At 44.3% G+C, this 20,896-nt stretch carries 22 protein-coding genes; 14 read left to right on the forward strand and 8 right to left on the reverse strand.

Annotated elements, in window-relative coordinates; all coding sequences use genetic code 11:
• Positions 1-87 precede the first annotated feature (87 nt).
• The 3 genes from SULKU_RS11880 to SULKU_RS11890 are packed head-to-tail and all read left to right on the forward strand — an operon-like array spanning position 88 to position 2,472.
• A complete protein-coding gene (locus tag SULKU_RS11880; RefSeq protein WP_013461218.1) occupies positions 88-1,224 on the forward strand; it encodes a hypothetical protein in 1,137 nt (378 codons plus the stop codon).
• Between the two features lie 13 nt (positions 1,225-1,237).
• Positions 1,238-1,954 (forward strand): OmpA/MotB family protein, encoded by a 717-nt coding sequence (locus tag SULKU_RS11885; protein ID WP_013461219.1) that lies wholly within the window; start codon positions 1,238-1,240, stop codon positions 1,952-1,954.
• A complete protein-coding gene (locus tag SULKU_RS11890; protein ID WP_013461220.1) occupies positions 1,954-2,472 on the forward strand; it encodes a hypothetical protein in 519 nt (172 codons plus the stop codon). Before SULKU_RS11885 ends, SULKU_RS11890 begins: the two co-directional genes overlap by 1 nt.
• A 34-nt stretch (positions 2,473-2,506) precedes the next feature.
• On the opposite strand, the gene SULKU_RS11895 is transcribed toward SULKU_RS11890, so the two are convergent.
• From SULKU_RS11895 to SULKU_RS11905, 3 genes are read right to left on the reverse strand one after another with little or no spacing between them, the layout of a single operon-like run.
• Positions 2,507-3,706 carry a molybdopterin molybdotransferase MoeA gene (locus SULKU_RS11895; RefSeq protein ID WP_013461221.1) on the reverse strand — a complete coding sequence of 400 codons (1,200 nt, stop codon included), beginning with the start codon at positions 3,704-3,706 and terminating at the stop codon, positions 2,507-2,509.
• Positions 3,703-4,149, reverse strand: a complete 447-nt coding sequence (locus SULKU_RS11900) for a molybdopterin synthase catalytic subunit (RefSeq protein WP_041666813.1) — start codon at positions 4,147-4,149, stop codon at positions 3,703-3,705. Before SULKU_RS11900 ends, SULKU_RS11895 begins: the two co-directional genes overlap by 4 nt.
• Before the next feature lie 2 nt (positions 4,150-4,151).
• Positions 4,152-4,373 carry a MoaD/ThiS family protein gene (locus tag SULKU_RS11905; RefSeq protein ID WP_013461223.1) on the reverse strand — a complete coding sequence of 74 codons (222 nt, stop codon included), beginning with the start codon at positions 4,371-4,373 and terminating at the stop codon, positions 4,152-4,154.
• Between the two features lie 186 nt (positions 4,374-4,559).
• On the opposite strand from SULKU_RS11905, the gene SULKU_RS11910 reads away from it, so the two are divergent.
• On the forward strand, positions 4,560-5,240 hold the full coding sequence (locus SULKU_RS11910; RefSeq protein WP_013461224.1) for an MqnA/MqnD/SBP family protein: 681 nt from the start codon (positions 4,560-4,562) through the stop codon (positions 5,238-5,240).
• Here the strand turns inward: SULKU_RS11910 and gltX are convergent.
• Entirely contained in the window at positions 5,234-6,619 is a 1,386-nt protein-coding gene (gene gltX, locus SULKU_RS11915) for a glutamate--tRNA ligase (RefSeq protein WP_013461225.1), read from the reverse strand. The two genes, SULKU_RS11910 and gltX, sit on opposite strands and share 7 nt — an antisense overlap.
• Before the next feature lie 91 nt (positions 6,620-6,710).
• On the opposite strand from gltX, the gene SULKU_RS11920 reads away from it, so the two are divergent.
• Positions 6,711-7,544, forward strand: coding sequence for a peptidylprolyl isomerase (locus tag SULKU_RS11920; protein WP_013461226.1), 834 nt, complete (start codon positions 6,711-6,713; stop codon positions 7,542-7,544).
• 106 nt (positions 7,545-7,650) lie between these two features.
• On the opposite strand, the gene SULKU_RS11925 is transcribed toward SULKU_RS11920, so the two are convergent.
• The 3 genes from SULKU_RS11925 to accB form a co-directional block, all read right to left on the reverse strand.
• On the reverse strand, positions 7,651-9,780 hold the full coding sequence (locus tag SULKU_RS11925) for a methyl-accepting chemotaxis protein (protein ID WP_013461227.1): 2,130 nt from the start codon (positions 9,778-9,780) through the stop codon (positions 7,651-7,653).
• Positions 9,781-9,944: 164 nt separating this feature from the next.
• Positions 9,945-11,285 carry an acetyl-CoA carboxylase biotin carboxylase subunit gene (locus SULKU_RS11930; RefSeq protein WP_013461228.1) on the reverse strand — a complete coding sequence of 447 codons (1,341 nt, stop codon included), beginning with the start codon at positions 11,283-11,285 and terminating at the stop codon, positions 9,945-9,947.
• A 2-nt stretch (positions 11,286-11,287) separates the two neighbouring features.
• Positions 11,288-11,734, reverse strand: a complete 447-nt coding sequence (gene accB, locus SULKU_RS11935; protein ID WP_013461229.1) for an acetyl-CoA carboxylase biotin carboxyl carrier protein — start codon at positions 11,732-11,734, stop codon at positions 11,288-11,290.
• A 73-nt stretch (positions 11,735-11,807) separates the two neighbouring features.
• Between accB and dcd the strand changes: the two genes are divergently transcribed.
• The 4 genes from dcd to SULKU_RS11955 all read left to right on the forward strand — a co-directional run bounded on the left by dcd (position 11,808) and on the right by SULKU_RS11955 (position 13,812).
• Positions 11,808-12,368, forward strand: coding sequence for a dCTP deaminase (gene dcd / locus SULKU_RS11940; RefSeq protein WP_013461230.1), 561 nt, complete (start codon positions 11,808-11,810; stop codon positions 12,366-12,368).
• 43 nt (positions 12,369-12,411) lie between these two features.
• Positions 12,412-12,648 (forward strand): HP1242/YdcH family protein, encoded by a 237-nt coding sequence (locus SULKU_RS11945; RefSeq protein WP_013461231.1) that lies wholly within the window; start codon positions 12,412-12,414, stop codon positions 12,646-12,648.
• Positions 12,649-12,805: 157 nt separating this feature from the next.
• Positions 12,806-13,321: a GAF domain-containing protein gene (locus tag SULKU_RS11950; protein ID WP_013461232.1), complete on the forward strand. Its 516-nt coding sequence runs from the start codon at positions 12,806-12,808 to the stop codon at positions 13,319-13,321.
• Positions 13,318-13,812: a GAF domain-containing protein gene (locus SULKU_RS11955; protein WP_013461233.1), complete on the forward strand. Its 495-nt coding sequence runs from the start codon at positions 13,318-13,320 to the stop codon at positions 13,810-13,812. Before SULKU_RS11950 ends, SULKU_RS11955 begins: the two co-directional genes overlap by 4 nt.
• 2 nt (positions 13,813-13,814) lie before the next feature.
• On the opposite strand, the gene asnB is transcribed toward SULKU_RS11955, so the two are convergent.
• A complete protein-coding gene (gene asnB, locus SULKU_RS11960; RefSeq protein WP_013461234.1) occupies positions 13,815-15,620 on the reverse strand; it encodes an asparagine synthase (glutamine-hydrolyzing) in 1,806 nt (601 codons plus the stop codon).
• A gap of 131 nt (positions 15,621-15,751) precedes the next feature.
• On the opposite strand from asnB, the gene metK reads away from it, so the two are divergent.
• From metK to SULKU_RS11985, 5 genes are read left to right on the forward strand one after another with little or no spacing between them, the layout of a single operon-like run.
• Positions 15,752-16,954 (forward strand): methionine adenosyltransferase, encoded by a 1,203-nt coding sequence (gene metK / locus SULKU_RS11965; RefSeq protein ID WP_013461235.1) that lies wholly within the window; start codon positions 15,752-15,754, stop codon positions 16,952-16,954.
• Entirely contained in the window at positions 16,951-18,198 is a 1,248-nt protein-coding gene (locus SULKU_RS11970; protein ID WP_013461236.1) for a nucleotide sugar dehydrogenase, read from the forward strand. The genes metK and SULKU_RS11970 overlap by 4 nt, the downstream gene beginning before the upstream one ends.
• Position 18,199: 1 nt before the next feature.
• A complete protein-coding gene (locus tag SULKU_RS11975) occupies positions 18,200-18,883 on the forward strand; it encodes a cytidylyltransferase domain-containing protein (RefSeq protein ID WP_172633610.1) in 684 nt (227 codons plus the stop codon).
• A 4-nt stretch (positions 18,884-18,887) separates the two neighbouring features.
• Positions 18,888-19,766, forward strand: a complete 879-nt coding sequence (locus tag SULKU_RS11980) for a radical SAM/SPASM domain-containing protein (RefSeq protein WP_013461238.1) — start codon at positions 18,888-18,890, stop codon at positions 19,764-19,766.
• Positions 19,753-20,895, forward strand: coding sequence for a DegT/DnrJ/EryC1/StrS family aminotransferase (locus tag SULKU_RS11985; RefSeq protein ID WP_013461239.1), 1,143 nt, complete (start codon positions 19,753-19,755; stop codon positions 20,893-20,895). The genes SULKU_RS11980 and SULKU_RS11985 overlap by 14 nt, the downstream gene beginning before the upstream one ends.
• Position 20,896 lies beyond the last annotated feature (1 nt).

Consider the following 20,896-nt stretch of genomic DNA (forward strand, 5'->3'; position numbering starts at 1 on the left):
CGTCATCCTAGAGCGGATGACGCTTCTATTCTTCCCCCATATTCATCTATCGAAGCTATAATACTCTTTTAAAAACGGAGCAAAATTGTGATTCATAATATGGCCTATTTCGGAGTCGGTTTAATTACACTGATGTTTCTCATTTTTGTAATGAACCGAAGAAACAAATCCATTCAAGAATTAGCCCCGGGTATTTTAATCACTACCGGAATTTTTTTTACGTTTGTAGGGATTGCTATCGGTTTAGTGCACTTTAATGCCGATAATGTCGACGACAGCTTGCCTACACTGCTCAACGGGATAAAAACAGCATTTTGGGCATCGGCAACCGGTGTATTTTTTGCTTTAATCATCAAAATTTTGGATATTTTCGATTTAACCCGTACCAATGAATCTTCCGCTGTCGAGGGAATGAGCATTGATGATATCGTCACCTATCAAGCCAAACAAACCGATGTATTAGTCGAAATCCTCAGAAGCATCAAGAATATGCACTCTTCGATTGCCGCACAGGACGACTCTTCCCTCGTGAGCCAAATCGCTTTGTTACGGGATGACTCAAATAAAAAAAGCGACGCTTTGCGTCAAGAGTTTCGCGATTTCGCTGCTACCATGGCAGAAAACAATTCAAAAATATTTATCGAAGCGCTCAAAGACGTTATAAAAAATTTCAACGACAAAATAAGCGAACAGTTCGGAGATAATTTTAAGCAGTTGAATCAAGCCGTTGAAAAAACGGTGATTTGGCAGGAAAATTATAGAAATCAAATGGCACAATCGATCGAAACGATGACTTTAATCGCCTCTATGTTGGAATCTCAAGCTCACGATTACAGTATAATCGTCTCGAACAGTGCCGAATTCGAGTCGCATGTCTCGGCTATGGGACGTTCATTGGAAGAGATAACTTTCCAGCGCGAACAGCTCCAGAGTATGATCCATTCCCTCGTCAATTTTCTGGAATCCGCGTCCGATTCACTCCCGCTTATCGGTCAAAAAGTTGACGATATGACGGAGCGTTTGGTCAAAGGGATGAATGAGGCTACAGAAGAGGTCCAAAAACAGGTGACGATCCTCGATCATGAGCTTGAAATTGCCCTCAAGCGGTCATTGGAAGGTTTAGGACAGCAATTGGCGTCTCTTTCAAATAAATTTGTGCAGGACTATACACCGTTGACCGAGAAATTGCGAGAAGTGGTTGCATTAGCGGCTAAACAGCGATGAACGGATTAAATGGATGAGCAGCCTACCGCAAAAAAAACACCATCACAAAGAAGATTACTGGATCAGTCTGAGCGATATGATGACTTCGCTGATGATGCTCTTTTTACTGATCTCCGTCATCTATATGATCAAAGTCCAAGATAGCGTTAAAGTTCCCCAAATCTACAAAGAGACGACCCAAGGACTTAATCATGCCCTCAAAAAAGAGTTCGATAAAGATCTGATGAAATGGGGAGCCGTCATCGACAAAGATTTAACGGTACGTTTTCAACAGCCCGATATACTCTTTGCAACCGGATCATCCGCCCTCACCCCAAGATTCAAAGAAATTTTGGATGATTTTTTTATCCGATATTTGAAAATAATGATGTCAAAGCCATTTATCAACAATATTGAAGAGATCAGGATTGAGGGGCATACCTCCTCTATGTGGGAAGGTGAATCCGACCGGGGAAAAGCCTATTTTAAAAATATGACCCTTTCTCAAGAACGGACGCGGGCTACTTTGGAATACATCATGACGTCCGATAAAATCAATCTAACGGGAGAGCAAAAAGAGTGGCTGATGAGACATTTCAGCGCTATCGGATTTTCTTCGGGTCACCCTTTAACCAACAAAGGGACATACCTTGTTGATGGAGAAAGCGAAGATTCTCAGTTATCCCAAAGGGTAGAATTCAGAGTTCGGACCAACATTGAACGTAAAGTCGCCGATATAGTAGAAAAATAATGAAGCTCATCAATTTTTTGGATTTTAAACCGCTCGAAAATCTCCGAACCGAAATGAAAGCTCCGTTAGTCAAACCGATTTTTATCCACCCTTTTCACAGTCACAGCAAACCGGTTAAAAGTGATCGAATAGAGATTGAATCTCTTGACACATTGACGATTCATCCCGATGGAACACTCATCTTCGACAATACCCGCATCATTCTCTACATTGCAGATAATACTTTACAGTATCTCAATGAGGCCCCGATTATCTCGGAATTTCATATCAGTTCCTGTCCTACGATACAAGAGCTTGTTACCAGAGGTCGCCGCCTGCGCTATTTTGTCACCGCTGCCGATGACGAGCAATTTGTAGTAGATGATACCAATGAGGTTAAAAGGTTAACGGTCTGCAAAGATTGCTTATTATTTCTCAATTGGTCGCAATTCGCTGATGTCGATCAAAAAAGGAAAAAAGAGATAGTCGCGACATTTACCGTCTCGTCTTTTTTTGAAAAATATCCGAGGCATCTGTAACCATCGCGGCCCTGCATTCAGAGCAGAACGGGAATTACAGCTTGATAACTCTAACGAGTGTCCCCGCTTCCAAATCTCCGTCCTCTTCGCCGCAGATCATCAATCCCGCATCCCCGAGCAGATTGGTCAAAATCGCGGAACTTCCCGTCTTTTTCCCCTCAAAATCGACCCAGTAACGTCCCTCTTCAAACGTCAAATTACACGCAGTAAATTCGCTCTTGTTGGAGCGCTTCGCAAACGGTACTTTGAGCGTCGCTTCGATCACATCGTAGGGATTTTCGACTCCTAGCATACGGGCAATCAGCGGTGCGGCGTAAAGGATAAAGGTAACGGTTGAGGAGTAGGCAAACCCCGGCAGAGAGACGATAAACTTTGATCCCCGCTGCGCCACCATCACGTGCTGACCCGGTTTGATATTGACCCCTTTAAAGATCACTTCGGCACCGAGTTTGGGGACAATATGTTTGACGAAATCGTAATCGCCGACACTCACCCCTCCCGTACTCACCACGATGTCGCATGAATGGATCGCCTCTTCGAACCGCTCCATTATGGCCGCTTTGTCATCCCCAACGATCCCCATCTGCACACTCTGGGCCCCGAGCTGATTGGCTAATGCCTGCAGGGTATAGCTGTTGGAACTTCGGATCTGTCCGGCGTGGCGTGCGACTTCGCCGATATCGAGAATTTCGCTCCCCGTTGCGATAATTGCAACGCGGGGGCGCTGAGCGACGTGAACCATAACACGGTTGATCCCCGCCAAAACACCGATCTGGGCAAAGCCAAGTTTTGTCCCTTTGGCAATGAGCACTTCCCCCTCGCGGTAGCTCTCACCGACCGGACGGACGGCGAAACCGTTAGGGACAGGTTTTTCGATAATGATCACAGATCCCTCTACACGGACATTCTCGATCGGGATAAGGGTATCAGCTCCCTTAGGCATGAGTGAGCCGGTAAACGTCTTGATGCACGCTCCGCTCATAACCCCGCCGACTTCATCGGCACCGGCTGGGTTATCACCCAAAATCTCTAACGATTCATACGCTTCCTGATCGCTGTGAAGGATCGCATAACCGTCCATCGCCGACGTCGGATGACTCGGATAATCACTGTCAGCAACGATATCTTCCGCTAAAATCCGCCCCAATGCATGGGTCAAAAAAATCCGTTCGCTTCGGACATCCCCGAGACCGAGAAGACTGATCATGTTTTGAGAGGTTTCATACGAAATCATTTATCGCTCCCCAATAATCCCGCACCTTGTATTGCCGTTGAACGATCCGCAGCATAAAGGCGCTGACCGTCTTTAAGATCGTACTTCCATATCGGAGCGGAGGCTTTGAAATCTTCCACGAACTTCTCAATAGTCTCTAATGCCACACGCCGTTTCGGTGAAAATACCGCCGCAATATAGGAGCTTTCATGTACCAATACGTCCCCTCGGCTGTGTGCCATTTTGAGTTTTGCCCCAAGCGCTTCTGCCTTGACTTGCCACGCTTCAAACCATGCGTTTAAAATCGGCTCATACACATCGAAACTCAGTCCCTCAATCCCGTCTTCTTCCCGCACGGTACCGATAAAGGGGATATACGCGCCGTAATTGTAATCGCTCTCCTGTGCATACCAGCGGGTTATGATTTCAGGGACATTGAGTGCGCCCTCATAGAGTTCCAGCATACTCATCCGCCGCATACCGGAGGGAGAAGTGAAACTTTGTCCCCTGCTTGAAGTGTTGTATCGAGAGAAGATACAAGAGTGTCATTGACCGCGACCGCACAGTTTTCGATCCACTGCCCCATTTCCGGGTCTTCTTTTAATACTCTGGCGACATCGCGCAGCGATGAAGCTTCCAACGTTAACGGAGCCTTTTGAATAGGTCCTAAAAATTCGATTGTCACCATGACAATTCCCCTTTTTGGGTAGTTATATTGGGATAAATTATAGCGAAAGAGAACTAACAGTCCCTTTGAGTATAATACTATTTTTTATACGCCAATCAGAGCAAAGCCCCGTTTGGCTACGCTCGCCGCTATGGCGCTAAAGCTTGTCTCATTCGAGGCAGAAGTTTATTGTATAGAGGGATTATTTTGATTTTCGGAAAAATAGATTTTTTAAATCTCCTCCCCTTTCATGTTTTTATCAAACGCTATGCCCGCACTACACGGTTTCACCAAAGCCTCCATTATCACAAGGGTGTCCCCTCGGCTCTGAACAGAGAATTTGCCATGCGCCGGATCGATGCGGCGTTTATCTCCAGCATCACCGCCAAAAACTGCCGCCATTTCGGTGTCGGTATCGTCGCACATCGCGAAGTGCTCAGTGTCATTTCACTCCCTGCCCCCGATAAAGCGGATGCCGATTCGGCGACTTCCAACCTGCTCTCCAAAATCCTCGATATTAATGGAGAAGTATTGATCGGCGACAAGGCACTGCGATACTATTACGGCGGAGGCGAGTATACCGATCTGGGAGAACTCTGGCACGAGCGTACGGGATTACCGTTTGTTTTTGCCCTGCTGTGCACCCATCACCACAGTGACGAACTTCGCCGCCTCAGCCGTGCGTTTGTCTCCAAAAAGGTGAAAATCCCTCACTATATTCTAATGGAAGCATCCCGCCGTAGCGGACTTAGCCCTGAACAAATCACCTATTATCTAAAATTTATCAGTTACAAAGTGGGCGTTAAAGAGGAGCGAGGGTATAAAAAGTTTGTAAAAGAGGCAAAAAAGAAGGGAATAAATCCCTCCCTTCGAAAAATTCGTTATTGATGTGCTAAAAGAGCGTCAATCCGCGCCAACGTCTCATCGACCCCGATGATCGCCATAACGGTATCCAACCCAGGCCCTGAGAGTTTCCCCATCAGCGCGATACGAAGCGGCTGGCCGATTTTCCCGAAACCGATTTCCAACTGTGCGACAACCTGCTCCATCACATGATGATAGTCGCTCGGCAAGTGAAGTTCCCCTCCGTTTTTAAGAGCTCTAGCAAACGTTTGGAGGATTCCTTTGGACTCCTCTTTGTACCCTTTTTTGAGTGCCGCTTCATCGAACCCGGTAGGACGTACCAGAATCTCATTGATCTGATTGGCCATTTCGACCAACGTTTTAGAACGCTCTTTCAGCGCATCGAGCAGGATTTCGCGTTTATCGTGGCTCACGAGGATAACACCGTGGAACTCCAACAGTTCGCACAGTTTGTCGTTGGACATATTTTTAATGTAGTGGCTGTTGAGCCAATCAAGTTTCTCGACGTTGTACACCGAAGCGGAGCGGTTGATATCGCTCGGATCGAAAAGCTCCAGCATCTCTTTCATTGAGAATATCTCCTGATCGCCGTGGCTCCATCCCAAACGGACAAGGAAATTGAGAAGCGCTTCAGGGGTATACCCGAGCGTTTTGTACGCCATAACGTCAGTCGCACCGTCACGTTTTGAGAGCTTTTTCCCCTCATGGTTGTGGATCATCGGAACGTGGAAAAAACGGGGAACCCTAAACCCGAGCGCTTCATACACGACGATCTGTTTTGGGGTATTGGAAAGGTGATCGTCTCCGCGGATAACATCGGTGACCCCCATCAATGCGTCATCGACGGCAACTACAAAGTTGTACGTCGGCGTCCCGTCGGCGCGGGCGATGATAAAATCATCCAAGATATCAGCGACGTTGAAAACAACGTCCCCTTTGACCCCGTCATGTACCGTGATGGAGCCTTCCAAGGGTGCTTTGATACGGATAACCGCTTCGCGTCCTTCCGGTGCAATACCGCTAAAATCGCGGTAGCGGTTATCGTATTTCGGGCGCTCTTTGCGAGCCGTCTGCTCTTCGCGAAGCGCTTCGAGTTCCTCTTTGGACATATAGCATTTGTATGCTTTACCGCTATCGAGCAGCTTTTGGGCGTACTCTTGATAGATCGCCAAACGGCTCGATTGGTACTCGATTGTCCCGTCATGCTCCAAACCGACCCATTTAAACGCTTCGACGATTGCGCGTGCCGCAGCCTCATCGTTGCGGCTAAAATCGGTATCTTCGATACGGAGCAAAAATTTTCCGCCGTTGCGGCGTGCCCACAGATAACTGAGGAGTGCTGTACGCAATCCGCCGATATGTAAATATCCCGTCGGGCTTGGGGCAAATCTGGTTACGACCATGGTAAAAATCCTTTTTGGATGCAATTGCGCAATTTTAGTTAAGGCTATGTTAAAAGCGGGTAAAATAGAAAACTTTGACTCAGGAGCATCAATGCGTTTGATCACCCTTTCGACTTTATTAGCCGCCTATTTATGGAGTGCCCCGATCGGCGGGGTAGCCGTATTGGTCAAAAACACTCCGATCACCCTTTTTGAAATCCAGGAGGAGATGAAACAAAGCGGCACCAGCGCTAATCAAAGTGCCGATACGTTAATCCGCAAAAAGCTTGAACAGCTTGAAGCTCAAGAGAAAAAAATTACGGTCAGCTCAGCCGAAATCAATGAAGAACTAAATCGTATGGCGGTGCAAAATAAACTTTCCATGGAGCAATTTTTAAACGCGATGCAAACGGTTCGCGGTTTGAGCGAAAAAGATTTGAGAGCAAGAGTAGAAGAGAGTATTAAAGGGCAAAAGCTTTACAGCTCTATAGCATTCTCTAAAATGGGTCAGCCGACTGCCGAAGAGGAGAATGAATACTATCAGCTCCATATGGACGAATTCTCCCGTCCGGAGAGTTTTGAGGTAACCACTTACGTCTCTTCTTCCCAAGAAGCATTGACAGCTAAAATTGCCGATCCGATGCGCCACATCGAATCTATTTCGAGCAAAGACGAAACAATTCCCTATGCTAAAATCAATCCGCAGTTGGCACAGCTTCTTAATAAAATTCCCAACGGCTCATTCAGTCCTGTTCTTCCAAACGGCAAAAACGGGTTTATGAGTTTTTATATGCGGGATAAATTAAATGTAGTCACCGAGAATCTTGATACAGTGCGTCCGCAAATTGCCAATGCGATTTTAGGAGAGAAACGAAATCAGGTTTTAAACGATTATTTTACCCGCTTGCGACTCAGTGCGGATATCAAAGTACTGCGACTTCCATAAGAATAGAGAATTTTCTGCCTCGTAATGAGGCAAACTTTTCAAAAAAAGATAAGTGCCTAAGCTGTATAGCTAAAGGGATTTTATCCCTTTAGCATTCAAAATATCGTTACGATGCCACCATCTCATTGAGAAGATCGAAAAGCTCGATACTCGCTTTCTCTGCGTCTTCAAAACACCCTGCAATCGCTTTTGCATGACGAATCGGATCCTCATTCAGCAGCTGCATCGCTTTTTTGACCGAGTCATGAACTTTTTTATGCGGTTCCATCATTTTTGCATATCCCGAAGTTGAGCCGAATACCGATTTACCTTCGCCGTTTTCATACCATTTACCAAGTTCACACGCATGGTGGTCGCTGAATTCTGTACTTACTTTCCCTTCAAATCCGGCTGCATACGCATTGTTTTTGAAAATCATATGATCAATCTTCGCCATATTCGTGAATATTTCGTAACTGATTGATTGATTGTCAATTTTGATATGTTCAACGTTTTCGATTAATTTAGACAATACATTTTTAAATTGATCCAGTTTTTGTGATGAATCCACCGCGTATTCCTCAACCCGCTCGCTGTTTTCCAGCATCCCTACCGAATTTTGTTTGAGAACGCTGATGTTCGCTTCGACTTCGCTGGTCGCTTTCTGGGTTCGTTCCGCCAGTTTTCGCACTTCATCGGCAACAACGGCGAATCCGCGTCCGTGTTCCCCTGCCCGCGCCGCTTCAATAGCCGCATTCAGAGCCAAAAGATTTGTTTGATCGGAAATATCTTTAATCAATGTAATTACGTTGGAGATTTCGCTCACGTTATGATTAAGCTGTTCTGAATTGCTTCGTGAATCGTTGATCATCTCCGTGATTTTGGTCATGCTGGCCATAATCTCGTCCGTTTGAACGCTCACTTCATCTACAACCTGACCCGTTTCATGATTGAGCGTATTGACATCTTTCAAATTGGTCATATTATTTTGAAGCGAACTTCGGAGACTTCCGGCATTGTGGATAGAACCTTGGATCATTTGACGTGCCAATTTCAATGACATCTCATTTTGTGCCACCTGTTCTTCTATTTTTTCTTTTGCCAAACACGCTTCCGCTGCTTTTTCCTGCGCTTCAATAGAAATTTTTTCTACTTTTTCAATGAATTCGTTAAAGCTCATCGCCGCTTTTCCGATTTCATCCGTGGAAGTCACCTTCAAACGTTTGCTCAAATCGGCATCACCGCTCGCCAACTCTTGGGCGATAGCATCAAGGTTTTGAATCGGCTGTGTTACCGCACGACGGACGATGATAATCAACAATACCAAAATAATAGCATCCATTACCGTCATAATGACGACTTGACGTAATAGAGAATCTTCAGACTGATTAATTAGATTTTCGACCGTTGAGAGTTTCTTTGCCGTAAATGCGTAGGCTACCTCTTCTCCTGAAAAATCTTTGATCGCTATCGGTTCAACATAAAAATTGTCTGTTGTAAATGCCCCTTTTTTCGGATCGAAATCGGCTTTTCCGAGTTCCGATAAAAGCCCTTTATCAACCGTATCCGCTTTTACCGCCAACGTATAATTTTTACCGATTTTAGGAGCGTCTTTCAGCTCTTTCGCATTCTTCAAATATTGGTTATCCAAAGCAATAATAAGCTCTGCATCAAAATTTTTGCGCATATCTTTGACGATTGAATTAAGCCCCTGCATAAATTCGACCGATCCGACATACTCTCCCCCCGAAATAATCGGAGCGATTCCGCGTAATTCCAATCCCGCAACACCGATTTCAATCGCAACCAACGGTTTTTTGGTCTCTTTAACCGCTAAAATAGTTTTACGAAAACTTGTCAGATCGTCACCGTATTTTTCAGGTTTCCATACACGCAAGAAACTGTGTACATCTTTGTCATGCACATGAATTTTTATATTGCCGAATTTTGTATTTTCTTTGTACTCTTTCGAAAGAGACTTAAGACTCTTTAGCGTCGCTTCGCGATCTCCGCTTATCAGGCCGTTTACAACGGCACTGTTTTTAGAAATCCCGATCGCATTGGTAATACCGACACTGTTTTTAGCTTCGATCGCCTCATTGAAAATTGTCGTCATCTCTTTTGACTGACTCGCATAAATATCGTCTCGGATATCCTGGACGGAGATTATGTAATTAATTAATACTACAATAAATCCGACAATAATTGATGCAATCAATGGAACATGTACTTTTTGTGCGATGCTAAGATTATTCATGTTTCTCCTTTTGTTTGTAACGCTCATTGAGGTGTTAATATATTATAGTATTGTAAAACTGTAAAATTAGCGTAAAATAGGAAAATATTAGCGCTCAAAGCGTAATTTAGAAAACTAAGTGGCAATTTTGTGATATTTGAATATATTATAGACTACAGCAGCGATCAGCCGCTGTAGTTTTCGAGGTATTTGGTATCGAAGTTATTATTAATGAAGTCAGGATTTTTCATCATCTTCATATGAAACGGAATCGTTGTTTTGATCCCGGTGATGGTAAATTCACTCAGCGCACGATGCATACGAGCAATCGCATCGTTACGGTCCGTTCCGTACACGATCAATTTTCCGATCATAGAATCATAGGTCGGAGGAACGATATAACCGGCATGCGCATGGGTATCAATTCGGACATTCCGCCCGCCCGGAGCAATCCACTGGGTGATTTTTCCCGGTGACGGCAAAAACTTGATCGGATCTTCGGCTGTTATACGGCACTCAATCGAGTGACCTTTGAGGACGACGCTCTCTTGGCTCGGAAGCGCTTCACCTTCGGCAACGCGGATCATCATTTCGATTAGATCGAGTCCGCTGACCATTTCGGAGACACAGTGTTCTACCTGGAGCCGGGTATTCATCTCCATAAAATAAAACTTTTTGTCCGCATCGAGAAGGTATTCAAACGTCCCTGCCCCTTCGTACTTGATGTACTTCGTTGCACGGACGGCAGAAGCGTGCAGTTCGGCACGAATTTCAGGAGTCAATGCTACTGCGGGAGATTCTTCGATCAATTTTTGGTGACGGCGCTGCATCGAACAGTCACGCTCACCGATATGAAGCACGTTGCCATGGCTGTCCGCAATCACCTGTACTTCGATATGGCGCGGATTTTTAATGAATTTCTCCATATAAATCGTACCGTCGCCGAATGCACCGATCGCTTCCGCTTCCGCCGCCAAAAAAGCATTTTCGATATAGCTCTCGTCTTCGACGACGCGCATACCGCGTCCGCCGCCGCCTGCTGCCGCTTTGAGAATAACCGGATACCCGACTTCTTTTGCGCGTACTTTTGCTTCCGCGATATCCTTGATAGCACCGTCAGACCCGGGGACGACAGGGACACCTGCCGCGATCATGACATCTTTGGCTTTTGATTTGTCCGACATCATCACCATAACTTCAGGTGTCGGTCCGATAAATTTAATCCCGTGGTGGGTACAAATTTCAACAAAATGTTGATTTTCGGACAAAAATCCGTATCCCGGGAATACCGCATCACATCCGCTGATTTCACAGGCTGCAATGATCGCGGGTATATTGAGATAACTCTGGGAACTTGGTGCGGCACCGATACAAATTGCGGCGTCGGCCAGTTTTAAATACGATGCGTCTTTGTCGGCGGTCGAATAAACCGCCACCGCTTCTTTCCCCATCTCTTTAATTGTTCGGATCGCACGAAGGGCAATTTCACCCCGATTCGCGACTAAAATACGTTTGAGTTCCGCCATGGTTAAAGCTTCTCAACCGCAAAAAGTGGCATATCGTATTCAACTGCCTGAGAATCGGAAACCAAAACACTAACAATTTTACAGTCGAATTCGGCCTCAAGTTCATTCATAATTTTCATCGCTTCGAGAATACCGATAACTTGTCCTTTTTTAACGCGGTCGCCCACTTTTACAAACGGAGCCGAATCCGGAGAAGGGGCAGAATAAAACGTCCCTACCATCGGAGAAAGGATCATATCCCCAGTGTGAACTGCTGCTGCAGATTCTGCGGTAACCGCCACTGCAACCGGAGCTGCCGCCACTGCAACCGGAGCTGCCATCATTGGTGCGGCAACCGCACCGATATTTTTTTCAAGTTCAATAGAAAAAGCGTCTTGAGTAATTTTTAATTTTGAAAGAGTACTGGCATCAAACTCTTGCACAAGAGCTTTAATTTGTTTCATATCCATCGGAAGAATGCTCCTAAAAGTAGGGTAATAGATGTGTTATACTACCACAAATAAAATTAACAACGGATTGAATATGGGTTTAAAAAGCGATAGATGGATACGTGAAAAGGCATTAAAAGAGGGAATGATTTCCCCGTTTTGCGAGGATCAGGTAGGCTTGGGCGTCGTCAGTTACGGCCTTAGCTCATACGGCTACGACATCCGTGTGACGAATGAATTTAAAATTTTTACCAACCTAAATTCTACTGTCGTCGACCCGAAACATTTTGATGATATGAATGTCGTCGATTTTACGGGCGATGTATGCATTGTCCCGCCGAACTCGTTCGCATTGGCGCGAACCGTAGAATATTTTAAAATTCCCCGTGACGTGTTGGCGATCTGTTTGGGTAAATCGACTTATGCTAGGTGCGGTATTATTGTCAATGTTACTCCGTTTGAACCGGAATTCGAGGGGCATATTACCATCGAAATTTCCAACACCACCCCTCTTCCGGCAAAAATATATGCCAATGAAGGGATAGCACAGGTGCTCTTTTTACAAGGCGACGATATGTGCGAAACTTCTTATAAAGATAAAAGCGGCAAGTATCAGGGGCAAGAGGGAATCACTCTTCCGCGGATTTTAAATTAAGTAGTGGTATAATTCCGATAAATTTCCATGCAAGGACTCCCGAATGTTGCACGAATACCGCGATGTAATTACCCATATGAAACAAAATGATGCGGCTAATGCCCACTTTTTGAAAATTTTTGATCGTCACAATGATCTAGACAACCAAATCACCAAAGCTGAAAACGGTGACGTTCCAATGACCGATCTTGAGCTTGAAAAACTCAAAAAAGAAAAATTGTTGTTGAAAGACGAAGCGTACGCAATGATCATCGCCTACAAAAAAGAGCACAGCCTTTAATTCTTACGATATTCTAACGCCAAAGGATATAGTTCCCTTTGGCTATGCTTGCCGCTTCAAGACAGATTTTCCCTTCTTAAATTTCTTCTAAATTTACTTTTTAGCTTTAACTCGATACGATTTATTTTTTTCAGAATTTTTGTCCAATGAGGTACGCATGACCACTTCGTATACCGCCTTAGCTGATTTTGGGCGGGCGCTGCTTAAGCGTCCGGCATTATCAGAAGGTCTTCCGATGATATCCGAGTATGCCAAACAAGTAAGCAAAGCGGAAAGATGCTCAATTTTTATCTATAATCCGAAAATCCAAATGCTTTGGACGACTTTGGCCGACGGGATAGAAAAAATTATGGTCCATGTTAATGACGGCATCGTCGGACATACCGTCAAAGAGGGGAAACCCATTTTAGTCAATAATCCCTATGAAGATGAGCGGTTTCTGCATACCATAGATAATAAAACCGGTTTTGTGACCGAAAATATCGCTTCTATCCCTATCTTTGATTCCAATCGGCGCATCATCGGTGTTTTTCAACTCCTCAACAAACCGGGAGGATTTTCACCGGAAGACATTAAATTTATGATTTTTTTTGCCCACTATATCAGCGGATATCTTGAACTGGCCATGCTTTTCGATGATCAAACGGCTTTACTGGCAAAAGGGATAGAATGAGTCTGGAAATTTACAAACGGATTGCCGATTTCGGCAAAAAACTTACTGAGCTTGATGAACTTGAAAAAACGCTGCCGGCAATCTCGGAAGAGGCAAAAGCTATCGTAAATGCGGAGCGATGTTCCATTTTTATGGTCGATTATCCGGGAGAAATGCTTTGGACGAAACTCAGTGACGGCGTAGGGCGGATTGCGATCAGTATTCATTCAGGCATTGTGGGAGATACGGTTCGGAAAAAAACTGCCCAACTGGTCAATAACCCCTATGAAGACAGCCGTTTCTTAACTAAAATCGATGAAAAAAGCGGCTTTATGACCCGAAATATCCTCGCTACCCCCATCTTTAACTCACAGCAAGAGGTCATAGGGGTCATTCAATTGCTCAACAAATATCACGGAGAGTTTGATGAACAAGACGAAGGAATTATGAATTTTTTTGCCAACTATATCAGTGGAACACTGGAATTGGCCTTATTGATGGAAAAAAAATAAGACTACAATAACTCTCGTTTAATCCAATGGCTCAGTACATACAAGCCCCATACGTGCTGTTTAAATTTTCCTCGGCGTGCCATATCAATATAATTATCTATCTCTTCCGGATAAAAAAGCCCCGTTTTATCATTGACTTCACGAATCAGTTCTATTCTTCCCGACGCAATCAGCCACTCCATGTACGGATTGGCAAACCCTTTTTTCTTCCGAGTGATGATCTCATCGCTGAGATAATTTCGGGCGATTTGTTTGAGGAGCGGTTTTGTCCCCCCGTTGCCGATTCTTAAAGACGGGTCAACCGATAGCACCGTCTCTGCCAGAATGTGATCCAAAAACGGTGTACGCGCCTCAATCGTATGGGCCATAGAGACCCGATCCAGCTTGGTTAGAAAATGTTCTCCGACAAAAAGCTTCAAATCAATCATACTGTACCAAACACTCGGGTGTTCATGAGCGCTTTGCTCGAACATTCGGCGATAGCTCTCCAAAAAACGCAATGATTCATTATCGCGGACATTACGGCGGAAAAGTTTGTTTTGCTGCAAATCGGTAAATTTGTCCCCAGAGGTACGAAACAGCAGCGTATCGTCAAAGATACGCTTGTACCACTCCCACTCCCGGTTCATCGAAAAATGGCTGTGAAAATATTTTTTGAGCCAGTTTTTATGATGCAAAGAAGCCGCTTTTTCAATATCAAGATATTCGAAGTACTGACGATATCCCAAAAACAGTTCGTCACTCCCCTCTCCGCTGAGAACGACTTTGTACCCCTCCGCGCCGATTTTTTTCATGAGCAGATAAAGCGGCAGCGCTGCGGGATCATTCAACGGTTCGTCCATATGGGTTAAAAGTTCATCTAGATGCTCATCGAAATCGTTTTGCGAAATAATCACTTCGGTGTGATCAAGTCCCAAATACTTTGCCGTCATTGCGGCATTTTTACGTTCGTCATACGCATCGTACTCATTGTAGCCCAGCGTAAAGACGGGAAGCTTTTTCCCCTGACGTGCCGCTATTGCGCAAATCATCGCGCTGTCCAGTCCGCCGGAAAGCAAAGCCGCTATCGGGACTTCGGTATCCAGACGTACGGCAATAGCTCGATGAAGCTCCTCTTCGATCCTGTACAATGCATCAGAATTTCCGGTAATAGATGAATCCGGAGTATCGAGCAGATTATAATAACGGTGTTTGGTAATTTTCCCCTGCTCTGCGCAGAGCCACTCCCCGCTCTCCAATTTTTCTATCCCTTTATAAAACGTGTGGGGAGGAGTCGGAGCCAAAAAAGAGAGATACGAATGGAGTGCTTCATCATTCATGTAAACGGAAGATAAAAACGGTTTAATCGCTTTGATCTCCGAACCGAACACAAACGCTTCATTGCTTTGATGATAGAAAAGCGGTTTTTTGCCGAAGCGATCCCGAACCAGATAGCACTTATCACCGTCTATCAACGCAAATGCAAACATCCCTTCAAGATACTCGACGCACCGTATTCCCCATCGCTCATACGCCGCCAATACGACTTCCGTATCACTGGACGTTTCCCATTTTAAACCGGTTAGCTGCTCTCTCAGCCTGGCATGATTGTAAATTTCCCCGTTAAAGCTGATAAGCAGTTTGTCTCGGCGCATCGGTTGATGGGAACGGGGATGAACATCCGTTATGGAGAGGCGCTGATGGGCTAAAAAAAGGGTATTTTGTTCAACAACTCCGCAATAATCCCTGCCGCGATGCTGCAAGGTTTTTAGAGCTTCGCGTGCTTTGTGAGGAGAATAATGACCGATAATTCCGAATACGCCGCACACGAAAAACCTTTTTTCGCAATTATACGATTTTAAAGCCTAACAAAAGAAACGAAAATATTTTACTCAGTTTAAATATCTTATAATCTATCTTCAGTATTTTCGTAAAATTAGTCAAGGAAAACAACTCTATTATGTATCTATTCACCTCTGAAGTCGTTAGCCCGGGGCACCCTGACAAATGTGCCGATATCATTGCCGACAGCATTGTTGATCGTCTTATTATCGGAGATCCTAAAAGCCGTGTTGCCAGCGAAGTATTTGTAGCCGGCAAACATGTCATCATCGGCGGTGAAGTCACTTCTGCCGTTCAACTCAGCACAAAAGAGTATAAGCATATCGCTCTTGATGCTCTTAAAAAAATCGGATACAACGGTCATCCCCATTTTACCCGTGAAGAGTGCCTTCATCCCGATGATGTAGAGGTACAGGTACTTCTTAACCGGCAATCACCCGATATCAATCAGGGGGTTGATCAAAGTGATGGCGAAACCGGTGCGGGGGACCAGGGGATTATGTTCGGGTATGCCGATTGCGAAACGGCCAACTATATGCCAAGTGCGATTACGTACGCGCGGATGTTGATGGAGAAAGTATATCATTACGCCCTAGCCCACCCTCATAAGCTCGGTGTCGATATCAAAACCCAAGTAACGATGGATTACGGTTGCAAAGATAATTTTGAAACCTGCAATCCCCAAGCAATCCACACTATCGTCGTTTCCGCCCCGTGCGTCAATACGATGAATATCGAGCAGGTACGCGAACTGATCATGGAATTGATCCTAGATACGGGATTGCCGACCAATCTGTTTGATCCCAAAGAGTGCATCATCCATATCAATCCGACAGGCAAATACGTCTCCCACTCAAGTCTGCATGACAGTGGCTTGACCGGACGCAAACTGATCGTTGACAGTTTCGGCGGATATGCTCCGATCGGCGGCGGTGCTCAAAGTTCCAAAGACTATACGAAAGTTGACCGCTCAGGCTTGTATGCCGGACGCTGGATTGCCAAACATATCGTGGCGGCGGGACTTGCCAAAAAAGCAATCGTACAGATCAGCTATGCTATCGGAGTTGCAAAACCGACTTCTGTTGCCGTTGATACCTGCGGCACCTGCATTGAAGGATTGAACGATGATATCCTCTCATCGTTCGTACATGACAATTTTGCCCTTACACCTAACTGGATCACCCGAAAATTTGATCTTGACCATCCGAGCGAAGAGACATTTCTCTATGCCGATGTCGCCAGCCGCGGTCAGGTAGGACAAAGCGATTACCCGTGGGAAAAACTGGACGAAATAGATAAATTTAAGGCAATAAAAACATGAAAATTGCAATTATCGGATTGGGATATGTTGGATTGCCGTTAGCACACGCTTTTTCAGAAAAATATTCTGTTGTAGGTTTTGATATTAATCAAACACGTATCGATGAACTTAAAAGTGGATATGATCGAACATTGGAACTTAATTCCTCTCAGTTGCAAGAAGCTTTTGAAAGAGATCTATATTTAACCACATCCATTGATGATATTAAAGATTGCACAATTTTTATCATAACCGTTCCAACTCCAATCGATCATTATAAAAAACCCAACTTGACTCCCTTGTTAAAAGCCACGGAAACTGTCGGAAAGTTACTAAAAAGAAATGATATCGTTATTTATGAGAGTACGGTTTACCCCGGATGTACCGAGGAAGATTGCGTACCAATTCTTGAAAAAACTTCCGGATTAAAATTCAATCACGATTTTTTTTGCGGCTACTCGCCTGAACGAATTAATCCGGGGGATAAAGAGCATACCGTTACCAAAATTCTTAAAGTTACAAGCGGAAGTACACCAGAAATCGGAGAAAGAATCAACAACTTGTATGCAAGTGTGATCACTGCCGGGACGCATTTAGCGCCGACCATAAAAGTTGCCGAAGCCGCAAAGGTTATTGAAAATGCTCAACGGGACGTCAATATCTCATTTGTCAATGAGCTTGCAGTCATGTTTGATAAAATGGGGATTGATACACAAGATGTGTTGGCCGCAGCTGGAACAAAATGGAATTTTTTAAAATTCAAACCAGGTCTTGTCGGCGGCCACTGCATTGGAGTGGATCCATATTATCTCGTTCATAAAGCGGAAAGTATCGGCTATTTCCCACAGGTCATCTTATCTGGGCGACGAATTAATGAAAACATGGGTATTTTTGTAGCCAATAAAGTTATAAAACTAATGATCAAAAAAGGGCTCAAAATTGAAGGCTCAAAAGTATTAGTCTTGGGGATAACCTTTAAAGAGAATTGTCCGGATATCCGTAATAGCAGGGTTGTAGACGTTGTAGAAGAATTACGTGAATTTGGTTGTATTGTAGATATCAGCGATCCATGGGCAAATGCAAAAGAAGTTAAAGAGGAATACAATTTTAATTTACTTGATCATCAAAAATTAGAATTAGATGCTTATGATGCCATTATCCTAGCTGTTGCACATAACGAATACAAAACGATCCCCCTTCAAAACACCAATCAAGTCATTTTTGATATTAAAGGAGTTTTGGACAAAGCAGATGGAAGATTGTAAATTGAGAAAAGCGATATTAATTCAGTCTCGACTTTCATCTTCCAGATTTCCCAAAAAAATGGTACAGAAGCTTGGGGATCGTACGTTAGTCGAATATGTTTATCAAAGATGCTTACAATCTGAAATCGCGGATCAAGTTATAGTAATTACATCAACCGACACATCCGATGATGAACTTTATAATTTATGCAATGAAAAAAACATTCCTGTCTGCAGAGGCAGTTTAAACGATGTATTAAAACGATACATCGATTGTGCCGTTCATGCTCAAGCAACTATTGTCTGCAGAGTCTGTGGTGATTCACCCTTCGTAGATATGGATGCAATAGATCAAGGTTTTAAACTTTTTGATTCTGATAAAACGTTGGAATATGTATCAACTGAAAATAGTTTAAATGGATTCATGTCAGAAATTATCCGTGTCGACGTATTACAGCGTATCCATTCTTTTCAATTAAATGATAGTGACAAAGAGCATGTAACAAAGTATATTCGAGACAACAAAGAAAAATTTTCTACCTTTTTATTAAACCTTGACTTATGTCCGATCCACTTAAAAAATTATACGTTGACAATTGATTACGAAAACGATCTAAAAATCGCGAATTTTATAATAAATCATTTAAAGTGTGTTTCTTTTAAATCAAGTGATATAATTGAGATATTAAATAAAATAGAAGGATGATGGATTGAATTATTATGCACCCAATTTTCCGCATCGGGTTGAAATTGAATTAGTAAGTGATTGCAATTTAAAGTGCACCTATTGTCCGAGACACTTTGTCAACGAGTTGACCGGCTACATGAAATTCGAACTGTTTGAAAAAATCATTACCGAATTGACTCCGAAACCTGAGACTGTTTTGGTTCTTCATCGACGGGGAGAGAGTATGCTTCACCCTCGTTTCAGCGACATGCTGAATCTCGTTGCGGGAAAATTTAAAGAGGTCCAAATGGCCACAAATGCAACGGTGCTGCATCCGGATAAATTCGATGCCATCGTCAACGGTTTGGATTTTTTATCTTTCAGCCTCGATACTCCCCACAATTTTAATAAAACCAGGCTGCCTGCAGATTATGACAAAGTAGAGAAAAAAATTCTTGCATTTTTGGAATACAATCAAGGACGGGTGAACACTCAGGCTTCTATGGTCAAAACAGAGTCGACGCCACCTGAAGACTGTGACCTTTTTTTGAATATCTGGAAAGACAGGGTCGATCGAGTACGTATCTACGAAGCGCATTCGGAAGACGGGAACTTTGGGTCATTAAAAAATCCTCGAACACCCAGAAAGCCGTGCGTAATGCCCATTTACGACATGCTCATTTACGATGACGGCAGAACGGCCCGATGCAACCACGACTGGGACAGCGACGGGATGGGGAATGTCAATACCCACACTATTCACGAAATTTGGCATAACGAAAAATACACCGAACTTCGGCGGCAACATGCCAATGTCGGACAATGTCCTATATCGGATGCAGTCTGCAGCAAATGTGATAGCTGGTATCCCGAAATCGGCAATCAAGATACCGGAAGCGTGGTGGAAAATGAAAAGAAATGATTTTTTGCCTTTGGCAAAACCCTACATCTCCGAAGATGAACTGGCGGCGGCCAATGAAGTGCTCCGGAGTGGCTGGTGGACGACAGGGCCGAAAGTCACTGAATTTGAAGCGGCTTTATCCGATTATCTGTGCGAAGGCGATCCTGTGTATGCGGTGGGACTCAATTCCTGTACCGCAGCGCTCCATCTTGCCCTTTTAGCCTGCGGAATCGGAAAAGACGACGAAGTCATCGTTCCGACATGGACATTCGCTGCGACGGCGCATGTGGTCGAGTGGGTCGGCGCGAAAGCGGTATTGTGCGATATCGAAGGGAACAGTCTCAATATCGACCTCAAAAAAGCCGAACAACTGATCACCGACAAAACGAAAGCGATTATGCCGGTGCACATTGCCGGGTTCCCCTGCGATATGGAAGGGATAGCATCTCTGGCCAAAAAATACGATTTAAAAGTGATCGAAGATGCCGCGCACGCTATCGGAACCGAATATAAGGGAGAAAAAATCGGTAATTTTTCAGATGTTACCTGCTTTAGCTTTTATGCAACCAAAAACCTTGCGATGGGAGAAGGAGGAGCCGCCGTCTCCAAAGATAAAGAGATCATCGAAAAGATACGGAAACTTGGCTATTTCGGCATTAACAAAGAGGCTTTCAAACGGTATGAAAAAGCCGGAAACTGGCGATACGATATCGAGGAGATGGGATACAAATGCAATCTTGACAGCGTCCATGCCGCAATCGGCATAGAGCAGCTTAAAAAGCTCGATACCCTCAACGCCAGAAGAAGAGAGCTTGCGGCGCTCTATAAAAAGCATCTGAGCCAAAAAATCGGCTTTACGCTCGATTCGTCCGAACATTACCACACCTACCACCTTTTCCCGATTCTGCTTCCGGAAGGGGTTGAAAGAGATGTTTTTATTCAGGCAATGAAAGAAGAAAACATCGGAACCAGCGTCCATTTCATTCCTCTCCATCTGCACAGCTATTATGCGGCAAAAAATCCGCATGCTACATTCGAAACAGCCGATGCGATTTTTGCCCGGATCGTCTCTATCCCGATGTTTCCGTCTATGAGTGATGAAGATGCCCATTATGTCATAGCCAAAGTCAACGCATTTTTGGGAGAATGAA

It is taken from the genome of Sulfuricurvum kujiense DSM 16994, from assembly GCF_000183725.1.
Classification (GTDB): Bacteria; Campylobacterota; Campylobacteria; order Campylobacterales; family Sulfurimonadaceae; genus Sulfuricurvum; species Sulfuricurvum kujiense.

Excerpts from the sequence above, each read along its gene's own strand:
- SULKU_RS11955 (WP_013461233.1), top strand. The coding sequence starts at position 13,318 with ATGAGTCTGGAAATTTACAAACGGATTGCCGATTTCGGCAAAAAACTT.
- SULKU_RS11895 (WP_013461221.1), bottom strand. The coding sequence starts at position 3,706 with ATGATTTCGTATGAAACCTCTCAAAACATGATCAGTCTTCTCGGTCTC.
- SULKU_RS11970 (WP_013461236.1), top strand. The coding sequence starts at position 16,951 with ATGAAAATTGCAATTATCGGATTGGGATATGTTGGATTGCCGTTAGCA.
- SULKU_RS11905 (WP_013461223.1), bottom strand. The coding sequence starts at position 4,373 with ATGGTGACAATCGAATTTTTAGGACCTATTCAAAAGGCTCCGTTAACG.
- gltX (WP_013461225.1), bottom strand. The coding sequence starts at position 6,619 with ATGGTCGTAACCAGATTTGCCCCAAGCCCGACGGGATATTTACATATC.
- SULKU_RS11890 (WP_013461220.1), top strand. The coding sequence starts at position 1,954 with ATGAAGCTCATCAATTTTTTGGATTTTAAACCGCTCGAAAATCTCCGA.
- SULKU_RS11945 (WP_013461231.1), top strand. The coding sequence starts at position 12,412 with ATGTTGCACGAATACCGCGATGTAATTACCCATATGAAACAAAATGAT.
- SULKU_RS11885 (WP_013461219.1), top strand. The coding sequence starts at position 1,238 with ATGAGCAGCCTACCGCAAAAAAAACACCATCACAAAGAAGATTACTGG.
- SULKU_RS11925 (WP_013461227.1), bottom strand. The coding sequence starts at position 9,780 with ATGAATAATCTTAGCATCGCACAAAAAGTACATGTTCCATTGATTGCA.
- SULKU_RS11985 (WP_013461239.1), top strand. The coding sequence starts at position 19,753 with ATGAAAAGAAATGATTTTTTGCCTTTGGCAAAACCCTACATCTCCGAA.
- SULKU_RS11920 (WP_013461226.1), top strand. The coding sequence starts at position 6,711 with ATGCGTTTGATCACCCTTTCGACTTTATTAGCCGCCTATTTATGGAGT.
- SULKU_RS11900 (WP_041666813.1), bottom strand. The coding sequence starts at position 4,149 with ATGCTGGAACTCTATGAGGGCGCACTCAATGTCCCTGAAATCATAACC.
- dcd (WP_013461230.1), top strand. The coding sequence starts at position 11,808 with ATGGGTTTAAAAAGCGATAGATGGATACGTGAAAAGGCATTAAAAGAG.
- metK (WP_013461235.1), top strand. The coding sequence starts at position 15,752 with ATGTATCTATTCACCTCTGAAGTCGTTAGCCCGGGGCACCCTGACAAA.
- SULKU_RS11950 (WP_013461232.1), top strand. The coding sequence starts at position 12,806 with ATGACCACTTCGTATACCGCCTTAGCTGATTTTGGGCGGGCGCTGCTT.
- accB (WP_013461229.1), bottom strand. The coding sequence starts at position 11,734 with ATGGATATGAAACAAATTAAAGCTCTTGTGCAAGAGTTTGATGCCAGT.
- SULKU_RS11930 (WP_013461228.1), bottom strand. The coding sequence starts at position 11,285 with ATGGCGGAACTCAAACGTATTTTAGTCGCGAATCGGGGTGAAATTGCC.